The sequence below is a fragment of the Acidimicrobiia bacterium genome, assembly GCA_009694375.1.
Classification (GTDB): Bacteria; Actinomycetota; Acidimicrobiia; order Acidimicrobiales; family VFJN01; genus VFJN01.
On the sequence record SHVB01000006.1, the window covers coordinates 83,993 to 101,296 of the forward strand.

19 protein-coding genes are annotated in these 17,304 nt (G+C 65.4%); 15 read left to right on the forward strand and 4 right to left on the reverse strand.

The features are described from left to right. The first annotated feature begins 45 nt into the window (after positions 1-45). A complete protein-coding gene (locus EXQ71_05870) occupies positions 46-429 on the forward strand; it encodes a WhiB family transcriptional regulator (protein MSO87031.1) in 384 nt (127 codons plus the stop codon). A 10-nt stretch (positions 430-439) separates the two neighbouring features. Here the strand turns inward: EXQ71_05870 and EXQ71_05875 are convergent, their stop codons facing one another. Continuing rightward, the gene (locus EXQ71_05875) at positions 440-1,240 is read right to left on the reverse strand and encodes a glutamate formiminotransferase (GenBank protein ID MSO87032.1); all 801 of its coding nucleotides are present in this window, start codon (positions 1,238-1,240) and stop codon (positions 440-442) included. Positions 1,241-1,284: 44 nt separating this feature from the next. Between EXQ71_05875 and tatA the strand changes: the two genes are divergently transcribed. Further along, positions 1,285-1,467 carry a twin-arginine translocase TatA/TatE family subunit gene (gene tatA, locus EXQ71_05880; protein ID MSO87033.1) on the forward strand — a complete coding sequence of 61 codons (183 nt, stop codon included), beginning with the start codon at positions 1,285-1,287 and terminating at the stop codon, positions 1,465-1,467. 22 nt (positions 1,468-1,489) lie between these two features. Here the strand turns inward: tatA and EXQ71_05885 are convergent, their stop codons facing one another. Next, entirely contained in the window at positions 1,490-1,717 is a 228-nt protein-coding gene (locus EXQ71_05885; GenBank protein MSO87034.1) for a WhiB family transcriptional regulator, read from the reverse strand. 25 nt (positions 1,718-1,742) lie between these two features. On the opposite strand from EXQ71_05885, the gene EXQ71_05890 reads away from it, so the two are divergent. The 10 genes from EXQ71_05890 to EXQ71_05935 all read left to right on the forward strand — a co-directional run bounded on the left by EXQ71_05890 (position 1,743) and on the right by EXQ71_05935 (position 13,076). After that, entirely contained in the window at positions 1,743-3,191 is a 1,449-nt protein-coding gene (locus EXQ71_05890) for a PDZ domain-containing protein (GenBank protein MSO87035.1), read from the forward strand. Positions 3,192-3,230: 39 nt separating this feature from the next. Further along, a complete protein-coding gene (locus tag EXQ71_05895; GenBank protein ID MSO87036.1) occupies positions 3,231-3,500 on the forward strand; it encodes a hypothetical protein in 270 nt (89 codons plus the stop codon). Positions 3,501-3,531: 31 nt separating this feature from the next. After that, positions 3,532-5,613, forward strand: a complete 2,082-nt coding sequence (locus tag EXQ71_05900) for an RNA degradosome polyphosphate kinase (protein ID MSO87037.1) — start codon at positions 3,532-3,534, stop codon at positions 5,611-5,613. A 151-nt stretch (positions 5,614-5,764) separates the two neighbouring features. Continuing rightward, entirely contained in the window at positions 5,765-6,829 is a 1,065-nt protein-coding gene (locus tag EXQ71_05905; protein ID MSO87038.1) for a hypothetical protein, read from the forward strand. Positions 6,830-6,934: 105 nt separating this feature from the next. Beyond that, positions 6,935-7,879, forward strand: coding sequence for a phosphate ABC transporter permease subunit PstC (gene pstC / locus EXQ71_05910; protein ID MSO87039.1), 945 nt, complete (start codon positions 6,935-6,937; stop codon positions 7,877-7,879). Between the two features lie 7 nt (positions 7,880-7,886). Beyond that, positions 7,887-8,834, forward strand: a complete 948-nt coding sequence (pstA, locus tag EXQ71_05915; protein MSO87040.1) for a phosphate ABC transporter permease PstA — start codon at positions 7,887-7,889, stop codon at positions 8,832-8,834. A gap of 9 nt (positions 8,835-8,843) precedes the next feature. Further along, the gene (pstB, locus tag EXQ71_05920) at positions 8,844-9,707 is read left to right on the forward strand and encodes a phosphate ABC transporter ATP-binding protein (protein MSO87041.1); all 864 of its coding nucleotides are present in this window, start codon (positions 8,844-8,846) and stop codon (positions 9,705-9,707) included. 8 nt (positions 9,708-9,715) lie between these two features. Next, positions 9,716-10,936 (forward strand): PAS domain-containing protein, encoded by a 1,221-nt coding sequence (locus EXQ71_05925; GenBank protein MSO87042.1) that lies wholly within the window; start codon positions 9,716-9,718, stop codon positions 10,934-10,936. A 17-nt stretch (positions 10,937-10,953) separates the two neighbouring features. Further along, the gene (locus EXQ71_05930; GenBank protein ID MSO87043.1) at positions 10,954-11,649 is read left to right on the forward strand and encodes a response regulator transcription factor; all 696 of its coding nucleotides are present in this window, start codon (positions 10,954-10,956) and stop codon (positions 11,647-11,649) included. 44 nt (positions 11,650-11,693) lie between these two features. Beyond that, entirely contained in the window at positions 11,694-13,076 is a 1,383-nt protein-coding gene (locus EXQ71_05935) for a hypothetical protein (protein MSO87044.1), read from the forward strand. Here EXQ71_05935 and EXQ71_05940 read toward each other — a convergent pair. After that, the gene (locus tag EXQ71_05940) at positions 13,073-14,263 is read right to left on the reverse strand and encodes a hypothetical protein (GenBank protein ID MSO87045.1); all 1,191 of its coding nucleotides are present in this window, start codon (positions 14,261-14,263) and stop codon (positions 13,073-13,075) included. The two genes, EXQ71_05935 and EXQ71_05940, sit on opposite strands and share 4 nt — an antisense overlap. Before the next feature lie 18 nt (positions 14,264-14,281). On the opposite strand from EXQ71_05940, the gene EXQ71_05945 reads away from it, so the two are divergent. Further along, positions 14,282-15,349 (forward strand): NAD-dependent epimerase/dehydratase family protein, encoded by a 1,068-nt coding sequence (locus EXQ71_05945; GenBank protein ID MSO87046.1) that lies wholly within the window; start codon positions 14,282-14,284, stop codon positions 15,347-15,349. Here the strand turns inward: EXQ71_05945 and EXQ71_05950 are convergent. After that, the gene (locus EXQ71_05950; protein MSO87047.1) at positions 15,346-16,557 is read right to left on the reverse strand and encodes a PDZ domain-containing protein; all 1,212 of its coding nucleotides are present in this window, start codon (positions 16,555-16,557) and stop codon (positions 15,346-15,348) included. The genes EXQ71_05945 and EXQ71_05950 overlap by 4 nt on opposite strands. 61 nt (positions 16,558-16,618) lie before the next feature. Here EXQ71_05950 and EXQ71_05955 point away from each other — a divergent pair, with 61 nt between their 5' ends. Beyond that, a complete protein-coding gene (locus EXQ71_05955) occupies positions 16,619-17,098 on the forward strand; it encodes a molybdenum cofactor biosynthesis protein MoaE (protein MSO87048.1) in 480 nt (159 codons plus the stop codon). Further along, positions 17,095-17,301 carry a hypothetical protein gene (locus tag EXQ71_05960; GenBank protein MSO87049.1) on the forward strand — a complete coding sequence of 69 codons (207 nt, stop codon included), beginning with the start codon at positions 17,095-17,097 and terminating at the stop codon, positions 17,299-17,301. Before EXQ71_05955 ends, EXQ71_05960 begins: the two co-directional genes overlap by 4 nt. Positions 17,302-17,304: the final 3 nt, after the last annotated feature.

The window sequence follows — 17,304 nt, forward strand, 5'->3', positions numbered from 1 at the left end:
CGTGTTGATGGCGGTTCAGCGGGGGCGGATCAACCCCGATCCCATATTTTCCGGACTTTCCCTTGCGCATTTCCACCGGATCGACCAAGATCACACTGTTGTAACTACAGATGTGGTATCCGCCGACCGGATGATGCCCGTCTCCAAGGAGGAACCGTGCTTCTGCCCAATTCAGTCGAGCCCGAGGATCGGTCCTGGCAGGACTACGCCAACTGCCTTGGCGTCGACCCTGATCTCTTCTTTCCCGAGCGCGGCGCATCCACCCGAGAGGCGAAAGAGGTCTGCCGCGGCTGTGTTGTGCGCGAGGACTGTCTTGAGTGTGCGCTCGTGAACGGTGAGAAGTTTGGTATCTGGGGGGGGATGAGCGAGCGGGAGCGCCGTCGTCTGCGCCGTGACCGGGCCCGCGCCAGGGACGCCTCCACCGCCTGATTTCGGCAGGTCAGCCGGGGCGGCTTCTCCAGCGTGCCTCGATTGTTTGCTCTTCGCTGAGATCGAGTTCGGCCCATCGAGCAATGGGCACAGCGCGCAGGACCGACCCCGGGAGGAGGCCGACGAGTTCGGCTCCCACCACATTGGCGCCGGCCTGGGCCGCCCGTTCGACCACGAGGTCGTAGGCCTCGGCGGGTCCGAGCACCGTGGGGTCGATCAGATTCATCGATACCTGCACGCCGGCTCCGACGGCCAGGCCCAAGGCGCGAATCCTGGGACCCCGGATCGTCTTGGCCACGGCAGCGGCGGTGGCCACGTCTCGGTCGATCCACACGTTGTAGGCCACCAGCACCCCCCGAACTCCCACTGCGGTGGCCCCCGCTCGGAGGTGCGGGTGAGGCGGACCGAAGTCGGGTGCGAGGGTCTCGAAGGCGCCCCGTCGCACCTCGGGCAGGGAGCGGTTCGGTCCGTAGAGGAAGCAGGGGATCTGCTCGGTGCTGGCGAACCAGTTGGCGAAGTCGTGGCGCGCCCGTGTGGCCGCGGGGGCGTCGCTCGGCTCAAGGGCTACGAACGGAACCACATCAACCACGCCCAGCCGCGGGTGCACCCCGTGGTGGTGACGTAAGTCGATGAGGGTTACGGCGGTCGCCGCCACCGCCCGGGTGGCCTCTTCATCAGCGATGGTGAGTACCGAGCGGTGGTGGTGGGGGTCGGTGTGGATGTCGAGCAGGGCGGCCCCGGCGGCGTCGCGCAGGGCGGCGATGACCGTGAGATCTCGGCCCTCGCTCACGTTCATCACACACAGAACCATCGAGCCAGCCTCGCGCGGTGGGCTCCAACCATTGCGTACATTACCTGATCTGGTACGCTGAAAGGGTGCCTCAGGGACCGGAACTCATCATCCTCTTGGTCGTTATTTTGGTGCTCTTCGGGGGCTCAAAGCTCCCCGGTCTCGCTCGTTCGCTGGGTCAAGCCCAGAGTGAGTTCAAAAAGGGCCTGAAATCCACCGACGACGAAACAGATCCTCCTGCTGCCTGATCAGCCTGCGGGCTGAGGGTTACTAAACGGAGGCAGGTACTGCGGTGCCCCGGCGCTTGAGGATGCGGCGTCGTTCCCGCTCCGAGCAACCGCCCCATACCCCGTGGTCGATGCGGTTGGTGAGGGCGTATTCCAGGCATTGGGTCTGCACGGGGCAGCCGAAGCAGATCTTGCGGGCTACCTCCACGCCGGAACCGTCACTGGGGAAGAAGGTGGATGGGGGGAGGTTCCTGCAGAGGCCGGCAGTCATCCAGACATCCTCAATCGAGCGTTCCATGGGTCACCTTTCGGGGGGGTTCTCGGGTGTTATACGGAACCGGGGTGGTGTTGGTTCCCAAACACTGCACATATCTAGGACAAATCTACCTATTTGGAAAAAATCTACTGCCCGCGGTTACATCTGGCGTCCGTCGGGGAAAGATGGGCCCATGGGAACCAACGACACCAACCCGTCCGACGCCACCCCTGAGCCCCCCGCGCCGCCGCCCACCTGGTCGGAGCCGGAACCGGCTGAGACAGCGGAGGTTGTCGTGTCCGACGCCACCCCTGAGCCCCCCGCGCCGCCGGTCCCGCCGGCGTGGAGCCAACCAGCGGAACAACCCGCCCCGGTGGTGCCCGCCGCGCGCTCTCGTCGGCCCCTCAGTGCTGGGAAGGCGGCCGTGATCGGCGCGCTCGTCGGCGGGCTGGTGGCATCGGTGGTGGCCTTGGGCCTCGCCGGCATCGTGAACACCAGCGACTCGACCACTACCTCCAGCGGCCCAACGGCGACCCCGGTGGTCTCCTCGTCAGGGGATCTTGACATCCAGGCGATCCTGGCCAAGGTGCAACCTTCGGTGGTGATGATTGAGACGAGCCGCACCACTTCTCAAGGTGTCTTTGATGGTGCCGGGTCGGGGGTCATTCTCAGCTCCAAGGGCTTGGTGCTCACCAACGCTCACGTGATTGGCGGCATCAGCGAGATCACCGTGGTGCTACCCGATGGGACCAGCCATAAGGCTTCGCTGGTGGGTGCCTCGCCCGCCGACGACCTGGCTTTGGTGCAGGTCGAGGGAGTGGATGGCCTGGTGCCCGCTGAACTCGGTTCCTCCGATGACCTACGCGTGGGCGACGAGGTTATCGCTATCGGTAACGCCCTGAACCTGGGCGGCGAGCCCACCGTGACCCGAGGCATCGTGTCGGCCAAGGACCGCGACCTCATGGCGCAGGGAGAGCAACTCGAGCAGTTGATCCAAACCGACGCCGCCATCAACCCGGGCAATTCCGGGGGCCCCTTGGTGAATGCCGCTGGCCAGGTGGTGGGCATCAACACGGCCATCGTCGCGGACGCCCAGAACCTCGGATTTTCGATTGCTATCGACCATGCCCGACCCGTCATCGAGAACCTGAAAGCCGGGAAGGGTTCGGTAAATCCCGATCAGGCCTTCCTTGGTGTTTCTTCCATCGAACTGGCCGAGGTGCCCGATGATGTTCGAGCCACCTTTGAGGTCACCGCCAAGAAAGGGGCGTTCGTCTCCGAGGTGGTGCCGGGCTCGGCGGCCGACGATGGCGGCCTGCAGGCGGGCGACGTGATCGTGGCTGTGGACGGCCGCGATATCGACGAGGCCACTCAGGTCCGTGACGAGATCCTGAACAATAAGCCCGGTGACGGGGTGCGGATTACGGTGGTCCGAAAGGGTGAGGAGCGGACCCTGAAGATCACCCTGGGTCGTCGCGGCGACACCTGACCTAGGACACTTGGCCCCCCAACCGCTAGGTTGCACCCCGTGTCTGATGTCGTCGCCCCGCCTCCTCCGCCCGTTGCCAACGCGCGGGTGGTGTACCTGGGTCCCACCACGCCCCACTGGCGGATCGATTCAGACTTCGGCGATCGCTCCGTCATCGACGAGTTTTCGCGTCGGGTGATGGCCCGTCTGGTGATGCTGCCGCCCCACGATCCGCAGTTTCGGCGGAATCGTGAGCGAGTGATTCGCGATGCCGAACGGGAGAACATCCTTCTCGATTGGGATCTAGGGCTCCCCGAAGATTCCGACTGACCGGCCCGCGATCGTCGGTACGATCTAGACCATGTCGGTGCCCGACACTCCAGACGACGAGATCCGCTATCTCAACCGGGAACTGTCCTGGCTTGATTTCAACGAGCGGGTGCTCGCCCTCGCTGAAGATGAGCGCGTGCCGTTGTTGGAGCGGGCCAAGTTCCTCGCCATCTTCAGTCAGAACCTCGATGAGTTCTTCCAAGTGCGAGTGGCGGGGCTCAAGGAGCAGGTGACCGCCGGTATCGGCACCCCGTCGCCTGACGGCCGCAGCCCCGGTCAGCAACTGGTCGAGGTGCGTCATCGGGTGGCGAGCCTGGTGGTCCGGCAGGCGCAACTCTTCCTGCATGAGGTGGTGCCCGCGTTGGCGGCGGTGGGGATTGGGCTATCGAGTTGGGACGAACTTGACGACGACGACGAGAAGTTTCTGGTGGAGACCTTCGAGCAGCGCATCTTCCCGGTGCTCACGCCGTTGGCGGTGGATCCCGGGCATCCCTTTCCCTACATCTCGAACCTGTCCCTGAACTTGGCCATCGAACTCCGGGACCCGATCACCGATGAGCGGCGCTTCGCCCGCGTGAAGGTGCCGGATCTGCTGCCCCGCTTCGTGGTCATGCCCGACGGGGAGCGTTTCGTGCCACTCGAGCAGGTCATCGCCGCCCATCTGGACCAACTCTTTCCCGGCATGGAGGTGGAGTCGCGGGCCACTTTCCGAGTGGCCCGCAACGCCGACCTCACGCTGGAGGAGGAGGAGGCTGAGGATCTCCTGGCCGCAGTGGAGATCGAGTTGAGGCGTCGGCAGTTCGGCCGGGCTGTCCGGCTCGAGATCAGTTCAGAGATGCGCGACGAGGTGCGGAACCTGCTGCAAAGCGAACTCAATCTGCACGACGAAGACACCTATCAGGTTGTGGGACCCCTCGACCTCGGGGGGCTGTGGTCGGTGCACGGTCTTGATCGGCCCGAGTTGAAAGACCCGGTGTACCAGCGGGTGAGCCCCGCTCGCCTCGACACCGGCGAGGATGAGCGTCCGGATTTCTTCGCCGTGCTGCGCGAGGGCGACGTGCTCCTGCACCATCCGTACGACTCGTTTCGCACGACGGTGGAGGAGTTCATTCGCCAAGCCAGCACGGACCCCTCGGTGCTGGCGATCAAGATGACGCTGTATCGCACCTCAGGTGACAGCCCCATCGTGCGATCTCTGATCAGGGCCGCCGAGCGGGGCAAGCAGGTGGCCGTCCTGGTGGAACTCAAGGCCCGGTTCGACGAGGGAGCCAACATCGAGTGGGCCAAAGCACTCGAAACCGCCGGGGTGCACGTTGTCTATGGGCTGGTTGGCCTCAAGGTGCACACGAAGACAGCTCTGGTGGTGCGCGACGAGCCCGATGGTGTCCGCTGCTACTGCCACGTGGGCTCGGGCAACTACAACTCCAAGACGGCCCGCATCTACGAAGACGTGGGGCTCCTCACCGCCTCGCCGGCCATCGGGGCCGACCTCACGCAACTGTTCAACTATCTCACCGGCTACGGACGCGATGTGCGTTACACCAGTCTGTTGGTGTCGCCCCACGGGACGCGCCCTGGCCTCGATGGCCTCATTCGCAACGAAATCTCGGTGACGCAGGCGGGGGGCCATGGTGCCATCACGTTGAAGATGAACAGCCTCGTGGACACCAAGGTCATTGATGCCCTTTATGCGGCTTCCCAGGCGGGGGTGGCGATCGAGCTCATCGTGCGCGGCATCTGCTGTCTGATCCCGGGCCTGGATGGGTTGTCGGAGAACATCCGGGTGCGGTCGATCGTGGGACGGTATCTGGAGCACTCCCGGATCTATCGCTTTGCCAACGGGGCCGGTGATGGTGAAGCGATGTATCTGATCGGGTCCGCCGACCTCATGCCTCGCAACCTGGATCGGAGGGTCGAGGCATTGGCGCCGGTCACAGATGCATCCCTGCAGGCTCGTCTTGATGAGATCCTGGCGGTGAACCTGGCCGACGACACCCTGGCGTGGGCCCTCGATGCCCACGGCGACTGGCATCATGTGCCCCTTCTCGACACGGTGGACACCCATGAGCGGTTGCAGGAGATCGCCCAAACGCGGCTCCGTCGACTCGCCTGAGGTTCGGGTGTGCCACCACGGCACCGGAAGTGTTTGTTCTTCGTTCATCTCCTGTTCACTTCACTCACCCCGAACGCACCCTCGAGCGGCTTAGGTTTCCGCGTCAGGGGCGCTCAAAGGTGGGCGCCGTCGGTCTGGGAGGCTTGAAAAGATGAAGATGAAGAAGCTCGCCCTGGGTTCCACGCTGGTGGTTGCCCTGTTCGCCTTCGCCGCCTGCTCAAGCGGCCAGAACAACGACGCCGCCGTCGGCGCCGATGCCACCGACTGCCCGGTGGGTGATGGTGCGGTAAGTGTCTCGGGTTCCTCCACCGTAGAACCGATCTCGGCCGCGGTGGGAGAGAAGTTGTTGGACTGTGGCTCCGGGGTAGCCGCCACGGTCGACGGTCCGGGCACGGGCGACGGGTTCGTGCTCTTCTGTAAGGGCGAGATCGACATCGCCGACGCCTCCCGGCCGATGAAGCCCGCCGAGGCGGAGGCCTGCGCCGCCAGTGGCGTTGAGTTCATCGAGCTAGCGATCGGCATCGACGGACTCACCGTGGTCACCAACCGGGCCAATGATGCCGTCGAATGCCTGAGCCGGGCCGACCTCTACGCGTTGATAGGGGCCGAGTCGCAGGGCTTTAGCAAGTGGTCTGACGCGTCTGGCATCGCCTCGGCGCTGGGTTCGACTACCAAGTTCCCCTCGGCAGACCTCGACATCACCGGCCCCGGGGCCGAGTCGGGCACGTACGACTCCTTCGGCGAATTGGCGTTGAAGTCTTCGGGGGAGGCTCGGGCGGCGTCGGGCAATATCGCGGAGGATGAAGCGGAAGCCATCCGTCCCGATTACTCGTCGCAGGCCGATGACACGGCCATCATTGCTGGCGTCCAGGGTTCGGATACCAGTCTTGGTTGGGTCGGTGTGGCGTATGCCAACGAGGCGGGTGAGAGCGTACGGGTGCTTCCCGTAGCGTCGGAGCCGAACGGCGAGTGCATCGCTCCCACGCCGGAGGCGATCTCCTCCGGCGACTATCCGCTCTCGCGTGAGCTCTTCATTTACGTGAACGCCAAGAGCGCCACCGACAGCGAAGCCGTGGCGGCCTACGTGGATTACTACCTCTCCGAGGCGGGTATCGCCTCGGTGGAGGAGGTGGGCTACGTGGGCTTGGACCCCGTTGTGCTGGAGGAGAGTCGGTCGGTCTGGCAGGCCAAAGAGTTGGGTACGCGTCAGGGATGAATCTCTGCAGCAAGCATCCATCGGTCCGATCGGCTCGGTGGCGAGGTATCGATCCCTGTTACCGAGGCGTTGTCGCCGGTGAGTGCGCCGCCCCGAGGCACCTCGATGACTGAAGCGATGGGAGCGCCAGGGGCACTCACGCTGGCGCAACTAGGTGGGGATGCCCGCCGCATGCGCAAGGAAGCCGTGGTGCGGGCGATGTTGAGCGCGGCGGCGTCGGTATCGATCCTGGTCAGTGTCGGGATCGTGTACGCCTTGTCGCGCCAGGCGATCATCTTCGTCACGAACGTCGAATGGTCCGCCGTCTTGTTTTCCGACGGCTGGTACCCACGCCAGGGGGTCTACGACCTTCGTACGTTGATCGTGGGTAGCGTGCTGGTCACGGCGGTCGCGATGATGGTGGCTGTCCCAGTGGGCTTCGGTTCGGCCATCTACCTTTCGGAATACGCCCGGCCGGGTGTGCGCCGCTTCCTGAAGCCCAGCCTCGAGGTGTTGGCGGGCCTGCCCAGTGTGGTGTTGGGGTTTTTCGCCATTTCGGTGATTTCTCCCTCCATCGTGCAGCGGTTGTTCGACAGCGCCAAGTTGTTCAACCTCACTGCGGCCGGCATCGCGGTGGGGATCCTGTCGATTCCCCTGATCGCCTCGGTGTCCGAGGATGCCTTGCGGGCGGTACCCGATTCCCTTCGTGAAGCCAGTTACGGGATGGGGGCTCGTCGCTCCACTACGGTGCTCCGGGTGGTTGTCCCCGCCGCCGTCTCCGGCCTCGTGGCGGCCGCCATCTTGGCGGTATCGAGGGCCATCGGCGAGACGATGATCGTGTTCATCGCCGCCGGGGCGGCCGGGAGCCAGAGCTTTTCGCTCGATCCACTCAAGCCGGGGCTAACCATGACGGCGGCGATGGCCACCCAGGCCCAGGGCACTGACCAAGTGGTGGGCGAAGGACTTACATTCCAGAGCCTGTATTTCGTGGCCGCTGTGTTGTTCGCGGTCACGCTGGCCCTCAACATTGTCGCCGGCCGCTTCGTACGCCGCGTGCGTCAGAGTTACTAGGCCTCTGATGCCCCTCACCACGATCGGGGTTGGCGGCCGCGAGGCCACCGACCGCATCGAACGCCAGATCAAGAGCGGCCGAAGCGATCCCGGCGGGCGGATGTTCGCGGTCCTGTTGTTCTCTGCCATCTCAGTGGCTCTGCTCGTGCTGGGGGTCCTCTTCGCCGATGTGTTCAGCACCGGCACAGGGGTCTTCACCACTCGAGCCGAGAGCTTCCTGTCGGGTGGTCTTCGCACTAAAGCAGACTCGGCGGGGGTGTTCCAGGCCATCCGAGGCACCTTTTGGATCGCCGTCTTCACGGTGGTCCTCGCCTTTCCGATCGGGGTGGCGTCGGCGCTCTATCTGGAGGAGTACGCCGGGAAGGGTCGCCTGACTCGCTTCATTGATCTCAACATTCGCAACCTCGCCGCCGTGCCATCGATTGTGTACGGCATCCTCGGACTCACGATTTTTGTGAAACAGCTGGAGTCATTTACCGGGGGCGCTACGCTGATTTCGGCGGGGGTTACCTTGGCCATCCTGGTGCTGCCGATTGTGATCATCACCTCGGCTGAAGCCCTGCGGGCGGTGCCGGGGACGCTGCGGGAGGCCGGCTATGGCGTGGGGGCCACCCGGTGGGAGGTCAGCCGCACGCTGGTGTTGCCCTACGCGCTGCCCGGGATTATCACCGGAACGGTCTTGGCCCTCGCTCGGGCGATCGGTGAGGCGGCTCCGCTTTTGCTCATCGGGGCCGTGACGGGGCTGCTGCCCGGGCAGGAGGGTCTGGTGGACCCGTCACAACTCACCGAGCGCTTCACTGCCCTCCCGGTGGTGATCGCCGATTGGGCCCGTACCCCCCGGGCGGGTTTTCGCGAGTTGGCCGCCGCCGCCATCATCGTCATGTTGCTGCTCGTGATGACCATGAACACCTTTGCCATCATCCTGCGCACTCACTTCGAGAAGAAGAGGAACTAATCAATGGTGATGACTGTCAAGCCCGTAGAGTCTGGCCCTGTGGAGGAAATGAGCAGCACCGCTTCGATGAACGTCACCCCGCCGGCGCCTCTACCCGAGGTGGTCTTTGGGTTACGAGATGTGTCGGTCTACTACCGAGACTTCCTGGCGGTGCGGGATGTCAACGTCGACGTCTACGAGCACCAGATCACTGCGTTTATTGGGCCATCGGGGTGTGGCAAGACGACGGTCCTGCGCTGTTTGAACCGCATGAACGACTTGATCGACACCGCCCGGGTGGAGGGCTCAGTGACCTACCGCGGCGTAGACCTCTACCACCGAGACGTGAACCCTGTGGAGGTGCGGCGGCGCATCGGCATGGTGTTCCAAAAGCCCAATCCCTTCCCGAAGTCGATCTACGAGAACGTGGCCTACGGCCCGAAGGTGGCGGGGACCAAAGGCAACATGGACGACATCGTGGAGAAAGCGTTGCGTTCCGCGGGACTTTGGGACGAAGTAAAGTCGCGCTTGAAGGCTTCGGGCCTGGGACTCTCCGGCGGACAGCAGCAGCGGCTGTGCATCGCCCGAGCCATCGCTACCGAACCGGAGGTGCTGCTGATGGACGAGCCGTGCTCGGCCCTCGATCCCATGGCCACGGCTCGGATCGAAGACCTGATGCAGCAGATCAAGAATGAGTTCACGATTGTGATCGTTACTCACAACATGCAGCAGGCGGCGCGGGTAAGTACTCGCACCGCCTTTTTCACCACGGAAGTGAACCCTGATAGTGACACCCGCACGGGTCTGCTCGTAGAGGTCGATGACACCGATAAAATATTCTCAAAACCTAACGACGGGCGCACCGAGAACTACGTCACGGGCCGATTCGGGTGATCTGGACGGTGTTGCTGGGGCTCAGCGCAGTGGTTCTGGCTGGCGGCCTCGGCCAGGTGCTGGCGAACCAACGTCGCCTTGTCCAACGCCTGCGACGGGCCGGCGAGTCGCTCTCCGAAGAGGGACTGGCCACGGGCAGCGGCTTAGCGGGGGCGACCGCGCTGATCGAGGGAGGGGTGGAGCGTTCGCGGCGGCGGCTTCAGGAGGCCGCCATGATCGAAGCTCGGTTGTCGCGTGTCCTGGCCCTCATCCCGCAGGGAGTGGCGGTCTTCGATGCGGCGGGGACGGTGGTGTTCAGGAATGAGGCGGCGGAGCACTTCACCGGCTATCCCGGCGACGCGCTGGTGGAAGAAGCCCTCACCACGCTGGCCCAGGTCGCCGCGGGGCCCGAACCCGAGGCCCCGTTACGGCGCACGCTCGACCTGTTCGGGCCTCCACAACGCAGCGTGTCGCTCCAAGCCTGGCCTCTCCTGCAGGATGAGCATCTGACCGGCGTGCTGGTGGTCATCGATGATTTCACCGAGCGCCGCCGCCTGGAGGCGGTTCGACGTGATTTCGTGGCGAATATCAGTCACGAACTGAAAACCCCGGTTGGCGCTCTCGCCCTTCTCACGGAGACCTTGCTCTCCGAGGAGGACCCGGTGGTTGCCCAACGTTTGGCGGAGCGGTTACTGAAAGAGGCCTTTCGCGTGAGCCACACCATCGATGATCTGCTGGAACTTTCCCGGATCGAGGCCGAAGATGAGCCCAAGCGCGATGTGGTGGCTGTGCGGGTGTTCATTGCCGAGGCGGTTGAGCGCGTGGGGCCTGCCGCGGAGCAGCGGGGGGTGATGATCGAAGCGGCGGAGATCGACCCCTCGTTGTGCGTTTCGGGCGACCGCCGTCAACTGGTGTCGGCTGTGTACAACCTGTTGGAGAATGCGGTGAAATATTCCGAGCAGGGGTGCGCGGTGCAGGTGGAGGCTCGGGTGGATGAGGGTTGGATGCGCATCAGCGTGGAGGATCACGGGATAGGAATTCCGCGTCGTGACCTCGAGCATGTATTCGAGCGGTTCTACCGGGTCGATAGTGGCCGCAGTCGGGACACGGGGGGCACTGGCCTAGGCCTCGCCATCGTGCGTCATGTGGCCGACAATCACCGAGGAAGAGTGGTGGCGGAGTCATTGGAAGGGGAGGGCACCGTGGTCACGTTGCGTCTTCCGGTGTTGGCCGGCTCGGACGTATCGTGAGCCGGTCAGGCGCCACCATTCTCGTGGTGGAGGATGAGGAATCCTATGTGGATGCCCTCACGGTGGGCCTGAAACGCGAAGGATTTCAGGTTCAGGTGGCCCGGGATGGCCTCGAGGCCATCACCGTGTTCGATGTGGTCAAACCGGACCTAGTTCTGCTCGATGTGATGCTCCCGAAACTGTCGGGCCTCGATGTGTGTCGTGAACTGCGGCGGCGGTCTCTCGTGCCGATCATCATGGTGACAGCGAAGTCCACTGAGATCGATACGGTCGTGGGGCTTGAGGTGGGCGCCGATGACTACATCGCCAAGCCGTATCGGCTGCGCGAGTTGGTGGCGCGGGTGCGGGCAGTGCTGCGGCGCCACGATGGCGACGCCGCCGAGGTCCTGCTTCGCGGAGACGTACTGCAGGTGGGTGATGTGACCCTCGATTCGGATCGCCACGAAGTTGTGATCCGCTCGACGGTGGTGAGCCTGCCGCTCAAGGAGTTCGAGTTGCTGGAACTCTTGCTGGCTAATGCTGGCCGGGTTCTCACGCGGGAAGTGCTGATCGATCGGATTTGGGGTTTCGACTACGTGGGCGACACCAAGACATTGGACGTGCACATCAAGCGGTTGCGGGCCAAGGTGGAAACCAGTTCCGCCCCGCCGACGCGCATTGTCACGATTCGCGGGCTTGGCTACAAGTATGCGCTGCCCGTGCCAAAGGTCTGAGCGCCGGCAGCGGTGCTGGTGAGGGTGCTCCTACGATGGGGCGGATGTCTGATCCGGCCGGTTGGCAACCCATCTCGGGGTCTTCTTCGACCCCCCTGGCGTTCCAGACATCCCCCTTTGCCCGGTTGGCTAGGGCGCATGCGCTCTCCTCGGCTGGCGATGTCCTCGTAGCGATCGCCCTCGCCAACTCATTATTTTTCGATCTCGACCCCAACGATGCCCGTTGGAAGGTCTTTCTCTATCTGGCTCTGACGGTGGCTCCGCTGGCGCTGGTGAGTCCGCTCATCGGTCCGGCGCTGGATCGATCGGTGGGTGCTCGACGCTGGGTGATCGTGGGGGTGAATGCCGTTCGGGCCTTTGCCTGTTTGATGATGATCGGCGATCTCTCCGGGCTGCTGCTGTTCCCCGAGGCCTTTCTGGTCTTGGCGATGGGGAAGGTCTATGGCGTCACGCGGGCGGCGTTGGTACCCACGGTTGTGCACGGCAACGCCGGCCTGGTGGAGGCCAACGCAAAACTGCAATTGCTGTCGGGGTTGGCGGTACCGGTGATGGCGATCCCGGCGGCGATCGCCTTTGCTCTTGGAGGTTCCGAGGGCATTTTGTTGATTGCGGCGCTCGCCTACGCGGGTGGCACCTACGCGGCGATTCGGATCCCACCCACCCGGGTGGCCGATGCCCCCGCCACCGCCGCAGAGGTAGCCGAGTTGCGCGGCATCGGGGTGATCCTGGCCGCCCAGGCGATGTCGGTGATCCGCGGCCTGGTGGGGTTCCTGGCGTTCCTATTGCTCTTCAGCTTTCGTGATGGCCCGTACTGGCACCTGTGGCTGGTGCTGGGCCTCAGCGGGTTGGGCACCCTGGCCGGTGCCGGGTTGGCCCCGGTTCTTCGCCGGACCTTCACCGAGGAGCGCATGTTGACGGCCTCGCTGGCGGTGGCTGCGGGCGTGGGGGCAGTGGCCGCCTGGCGAGGAACGATCGTTTGGTCGGCCCTGCTGGCGGGCTCGATGGCGGCGGTGGCTAGTACTGGTCGGCTGGCCTTCGACTCGTTGGTGCAGCGCGACGCCCCCGATGCCAACCGAGGGCGGTCGTTCGCTCGTTTCGAACTGCGCTTTCAGGCGGTGTGGGTGGTAGGGGCGTCGATCCCCGTGTTGGTGCCGATTCCGCTTCGTGTCGGGTACGCGGCGATTGGCTTAGTGGCCGCGTTGAGCCTGTGTGTCTATCTCAGCCGAGTGCGAGTGAGCCGACGGGCCGGGGTTGATCGTCGCCCCGCCGGTCCGGGGATTCCGCCGGACCAGCACCAACCCGCCGAGGCCGTTGTCGGCACGATGGACGGCACCGCCTTGCGATGGAACCAGCGATTTATGGGCCGCCACTCATCGGGCGGTGGCGATGGCGCGGTGCCCTCGACAGGTCCCGGGGAGCGAGGCTAGAGGTCGATCCGGGCTAGCCACAGCCCGGGTGCGTCAACTTCGGGGGGGGTGGGCAGATGGCTGACGTCGGTCCACAGGCGGCGGAGACCGGCCTCGCCACTCCGCTCGATTACGCCGGTCACGAACGCGGCGCCGCGGTCGTAGGTGGGCTGGGTCAGTTCGAGGCCGAAGAGGCGCTCCACGAAGCGGTCGGGTTCGGCTGCTTCCACTCGGCGTCTCCGGACGGCTTCACTGATCATCCCGTAGTTGGTGACCAGTCGCGTACCCACTTCATCCACCACGTGATCGACCACTCCTACGACGATCGCAACGTGGGCTTCCAGCGCGGGCCGCATGGCTTGCTGGGTCGGCGAGGTGATGGCACCGAGGATCATCTCGGGCGAGCCGAAGACTTCCTGGAGGTGGTTCATGGATTCCGGGTTGTTGAGGTCGATGGTCCCGAGCCGGTCCTCGATGGCCCCGGCGTCGTTACGAAAGGAAGATACGTAACTGGTGAGAAGGTCGTTCATCCGATCGCGGATGTGGGGTACGCCGAACAAGCTGTGGTGTGCGATCTCGTGGACACAGGTGAGGAGTCGGATCTCCTCAGGGTTGATGCTCCATTCGGTGGCAAAGGCATCGAGGTTGGGCACCAACAGGTGCAACTCGTCGGCGGCTGTCCCGGTGATCGGCCGCGGGATGGGCAGGTCGTACTGGCCGAAGGAGCGCTGAGCGAGATGGCCCACCATGGAACCCGCGGTCATCGCCAGCATCATGGGCTGGAGCATCTGAAGGATGCCGGCGAGAGGGTCGGCGGGCCCGTCGTCAGACGGGGTGTCGACGTCGGCGGTGGGGGATGGGCTGAGGGCCTCGGCGAGGCGCTCGGCCAGCGGGCGATAGGCATCGAGGGTGGTCTGTGCCCAGGTGGAGCGGTTCACGGGGAGGACGGACACCGCCCGGCCGTTGACCGAGGTAGGTAGTTCCAAGACCTGCGCCACGTTGAGCTCGGCCACGCGGGCCAGTTGTTCGATATCGATGCGTTCGATCGGGTCCACGTTGGCTTCGCTGTGGCCGCCGGTGGCTACGTTGATGGCCAGGTTGCGGGCGTTGTCCCAGGGGCTGGCGCCCTGTTGCCCGAGCATCCGGGCAATGTCGCCGAAGAGGGGAATGCCTTCGAAGGGATTCCCGAATGGACCCTGATCGCTCACGGGGGCATCGTAGAGCAGATGACCTCTGATGCACCCCGCGGCGGATCCACCGTTCTCATCACCGGCGCCGGTGGTGCGCTGGGCCGACACGTCGTAGCCCTCGTGGCGGCCGATCCCTCGGTGGAGCGGGTGCTGGCCCTGGATCAACGTCCCCTCGACGATCTTCCGGCCCGGGTGGAGCCCCATGTGGTGGCCCTGGAGCAGGCCGATCTCAAGCATCTGGCCCACGGCGTCACCGTGATCGTTCATCTTGCCCAGACCACCGGCGTCGTTACTTCCTCCCCCGGGGAGGCCGGTGACGCAGCGTTGGCGCGGCTCGTGTTGGAGGCCGCCACCGCGGTAGGAGCCCACCACGTGGTCCTGCTCTCGAGTGCCATCGCCTACGGCGCCTGGGCTAATAATCCGGTGCCGCTCACCGAGGAGGCGCCACTGCGTCCGAACCCGGGAGTGTCGTGCGCGTTCGAGAAGGCTGAAGTGGAGCGGGCGGCGGGTGAGTGGCGTGACGACCATCCTGGGGTCACCGTCACTCTCTTGCGACCCACTGTGACCGTCTGCGCGCAGGGTAACGGCTGGCTGGCTCGGGCCCTGGCGCGATCCTCGGCCTTGCCGGTAGTGGAAGACGAGCCGCCCGGTCAGTTCCTTGATGTGGCCGATCTGGCCTCCGCGGTGGATCTAGCGCGTCGGGCTCGCCTCGACGGGCCGCGCAATGTGGCCCCTGATGGATGGATCGATGGCGACACGGTGAGGGCATTGGCCGGTGGTGGACTCCGACTGCGGGTGCCGGAGCGGCTGGCGGTGCGCTGGGCGGGGCTGCGTTGGCGCTGGGGCCTCGGGGCCACCCCGCCCGAACTCCTGCCGTTCACAGCCCACCCCTGGGTGGTGGCTAACGATCGCCTCAAGGCGGAGGGGTGGGCCCCCACCGCTTCCAACGAGGAGGCCTATGTGGCTGCCCATGAGGCCAGCCGCTGGGCCGCCCTGAGCCCCACGCGCCGCCAAGAGGTGGCTCTGGCGGCCGGCGGCGTGGTGCTGCTGGCCCAGGCGATGGGTATCGCCGCCATGGTCCGACGGCATCGACGCCGTCGCTAGCGGCGCGTCCCGGGTTGTTCGCCCACGATGAGTTTGGCGTCGATGTGTTGGCCGTCGCGCCAGTAGCCCAGGGCGATCTCGTCGCCCGGGCGGTGGTCGCGAACAGCCACCACGATCGAAGAGGCTGATTCCATCGGTTCGCCGTCGATTTCGGTGATGGTGTCCTTGGCCCTCAGACCGGCGAGGGCGGCCGGACTTTCGGTGCGCACGCCGAGAATCTCGGCGCCTCCGTCGATGTCCAGAGCCAGCGTGGTGGCGGCGCTGCTGTCGGTGCAGTTGATGCCGAGCCACCCGTGGATGGCGTGGCCGTAGGTCATGAGCTGTGCAGCCACTCGCCCCACGAGGTTGATGGGGGTGGCGAACGCGAACCCGGTGGTCTCGGCGGTGCCGATCGGGGCGAGGATGCCGATGACTGATCCATTGGCATCAACGAGGGCTCCGCCACCCCCCGTTGCGCCGATAGGGGTATCGGCTTGGATCATCCCGTGGAGCGACTCCTCCCCGACCGGGATCCTGCGCTCCAGGGCGCTGATCACCCCCGATGATACCCATGGGGCACTCCCGCTCTCGAGGGCGGAGCCGATGGCGACGCTGGGGGCGCCGACCACGAGATCGGTGGATGATCCGAGGATGGCTACGGGCAGGTCGGTGGCGGCGATCTGAACGACGGCCACGTCGGTGAAGGAGTCGAGACCCCTCACCTGGCCCTCGAAGCGGCGTCCGTCGGCGAGGACCACTTCGATGGCTTCGGCATCGCCGATCAGGCGGGCGCTGGTGACGAGCATCCCGTCGCTGCGAATAATCACGGCGGTACCGGTGGTAGGGCCTTCCGGTTGGGTGAGCACCAGACGGGCCAAGGCGGGACCGAGGCGTTCCGCCACCACAGTGACGCCACGGTCATCGCGCAGCAGCGGCGAGGAAACCACCGGACTCACCGCCACTTTCTCCACGACATGCTCCGCGACGGCACCGGAGAAGGTGCCGGTGATGGCGAGGACCCCCAGGGTGAGCGCAGCCCCGGCCACGCCCGCTCCGATCGCCGTGGACCAGATCACTCGACGCGCGGCGGGGGTGTGCCCTTGAACGGGGCTACCCGGCCCCGGCGCACCGGCCCCGGCCATCTCCGAGGGATGTCGCCACAGGCGGTCCTCGGGGGGCAGGGGAGGATCGAAGCCGCCGCCGTCGTCGGAGTCGTCGTGGGGCGGCATAACCGGAACGGTAGTGGTGCCCTGTGCCGAGGGGGCCGCGGGCCATCTACAGTGGACAGCGATGGATCGCTTCCGCGCCCCTGCGCCCGCAGCGGGCGACGATTGGATTGCCCTCGCGGGCGAGGACCTGCCGGTGGCCGAGGTGGCCGCGTGGGTTTTGCGCCCTCACTGTGGGGCGGTGGTCACCTTTACCGGCACCGCCCGGGATCACTCACCGGGCCGAGAGGGTGTGCACCGCCTGGACTACGAGGCGTATGAGGAACATGCCGTGCTCCGCATGGAGGCCGTGCTCAACGAGTTGCGGGTTCGGTGGCCAGCCGTAGGGCGGGTGGCGTTACTGCATCGCACCGGGGTCCTCGCGGTGAGCGACGCCGCCGTGGTGGTGGCCGTGTCTGCTCCCCATCGGGTCGAGGCCTTTGCCGCGGCTCGTTTCGGCATCGATGAAGTCAAACGCAGTGTTCCCATCTGGAAGCGGGAGGCGTGGGCCGACGGTGAGAGTTGGGGCCTCGACCCGCAGGCCTGCACGGAGGTGCGGCCGTGAGCCCGCTGGTGTTCCTCCTGGTCGCTCTGGTGTTTTCGGGGGTGGGCTTCTTGGTGCTGTGGCTGCAGCATCGTTCCCCAACAACGCTGAACTCGGGTATCGAAGCGTTCCAACGGGAAATGGATGCCCTCGCCCCTCCGGGCGATGCGCCGCCTCCCCTGCGGCGTACGGCGCGGCCAGAGCGTCTTGACGAGGAGGCCTAGGTC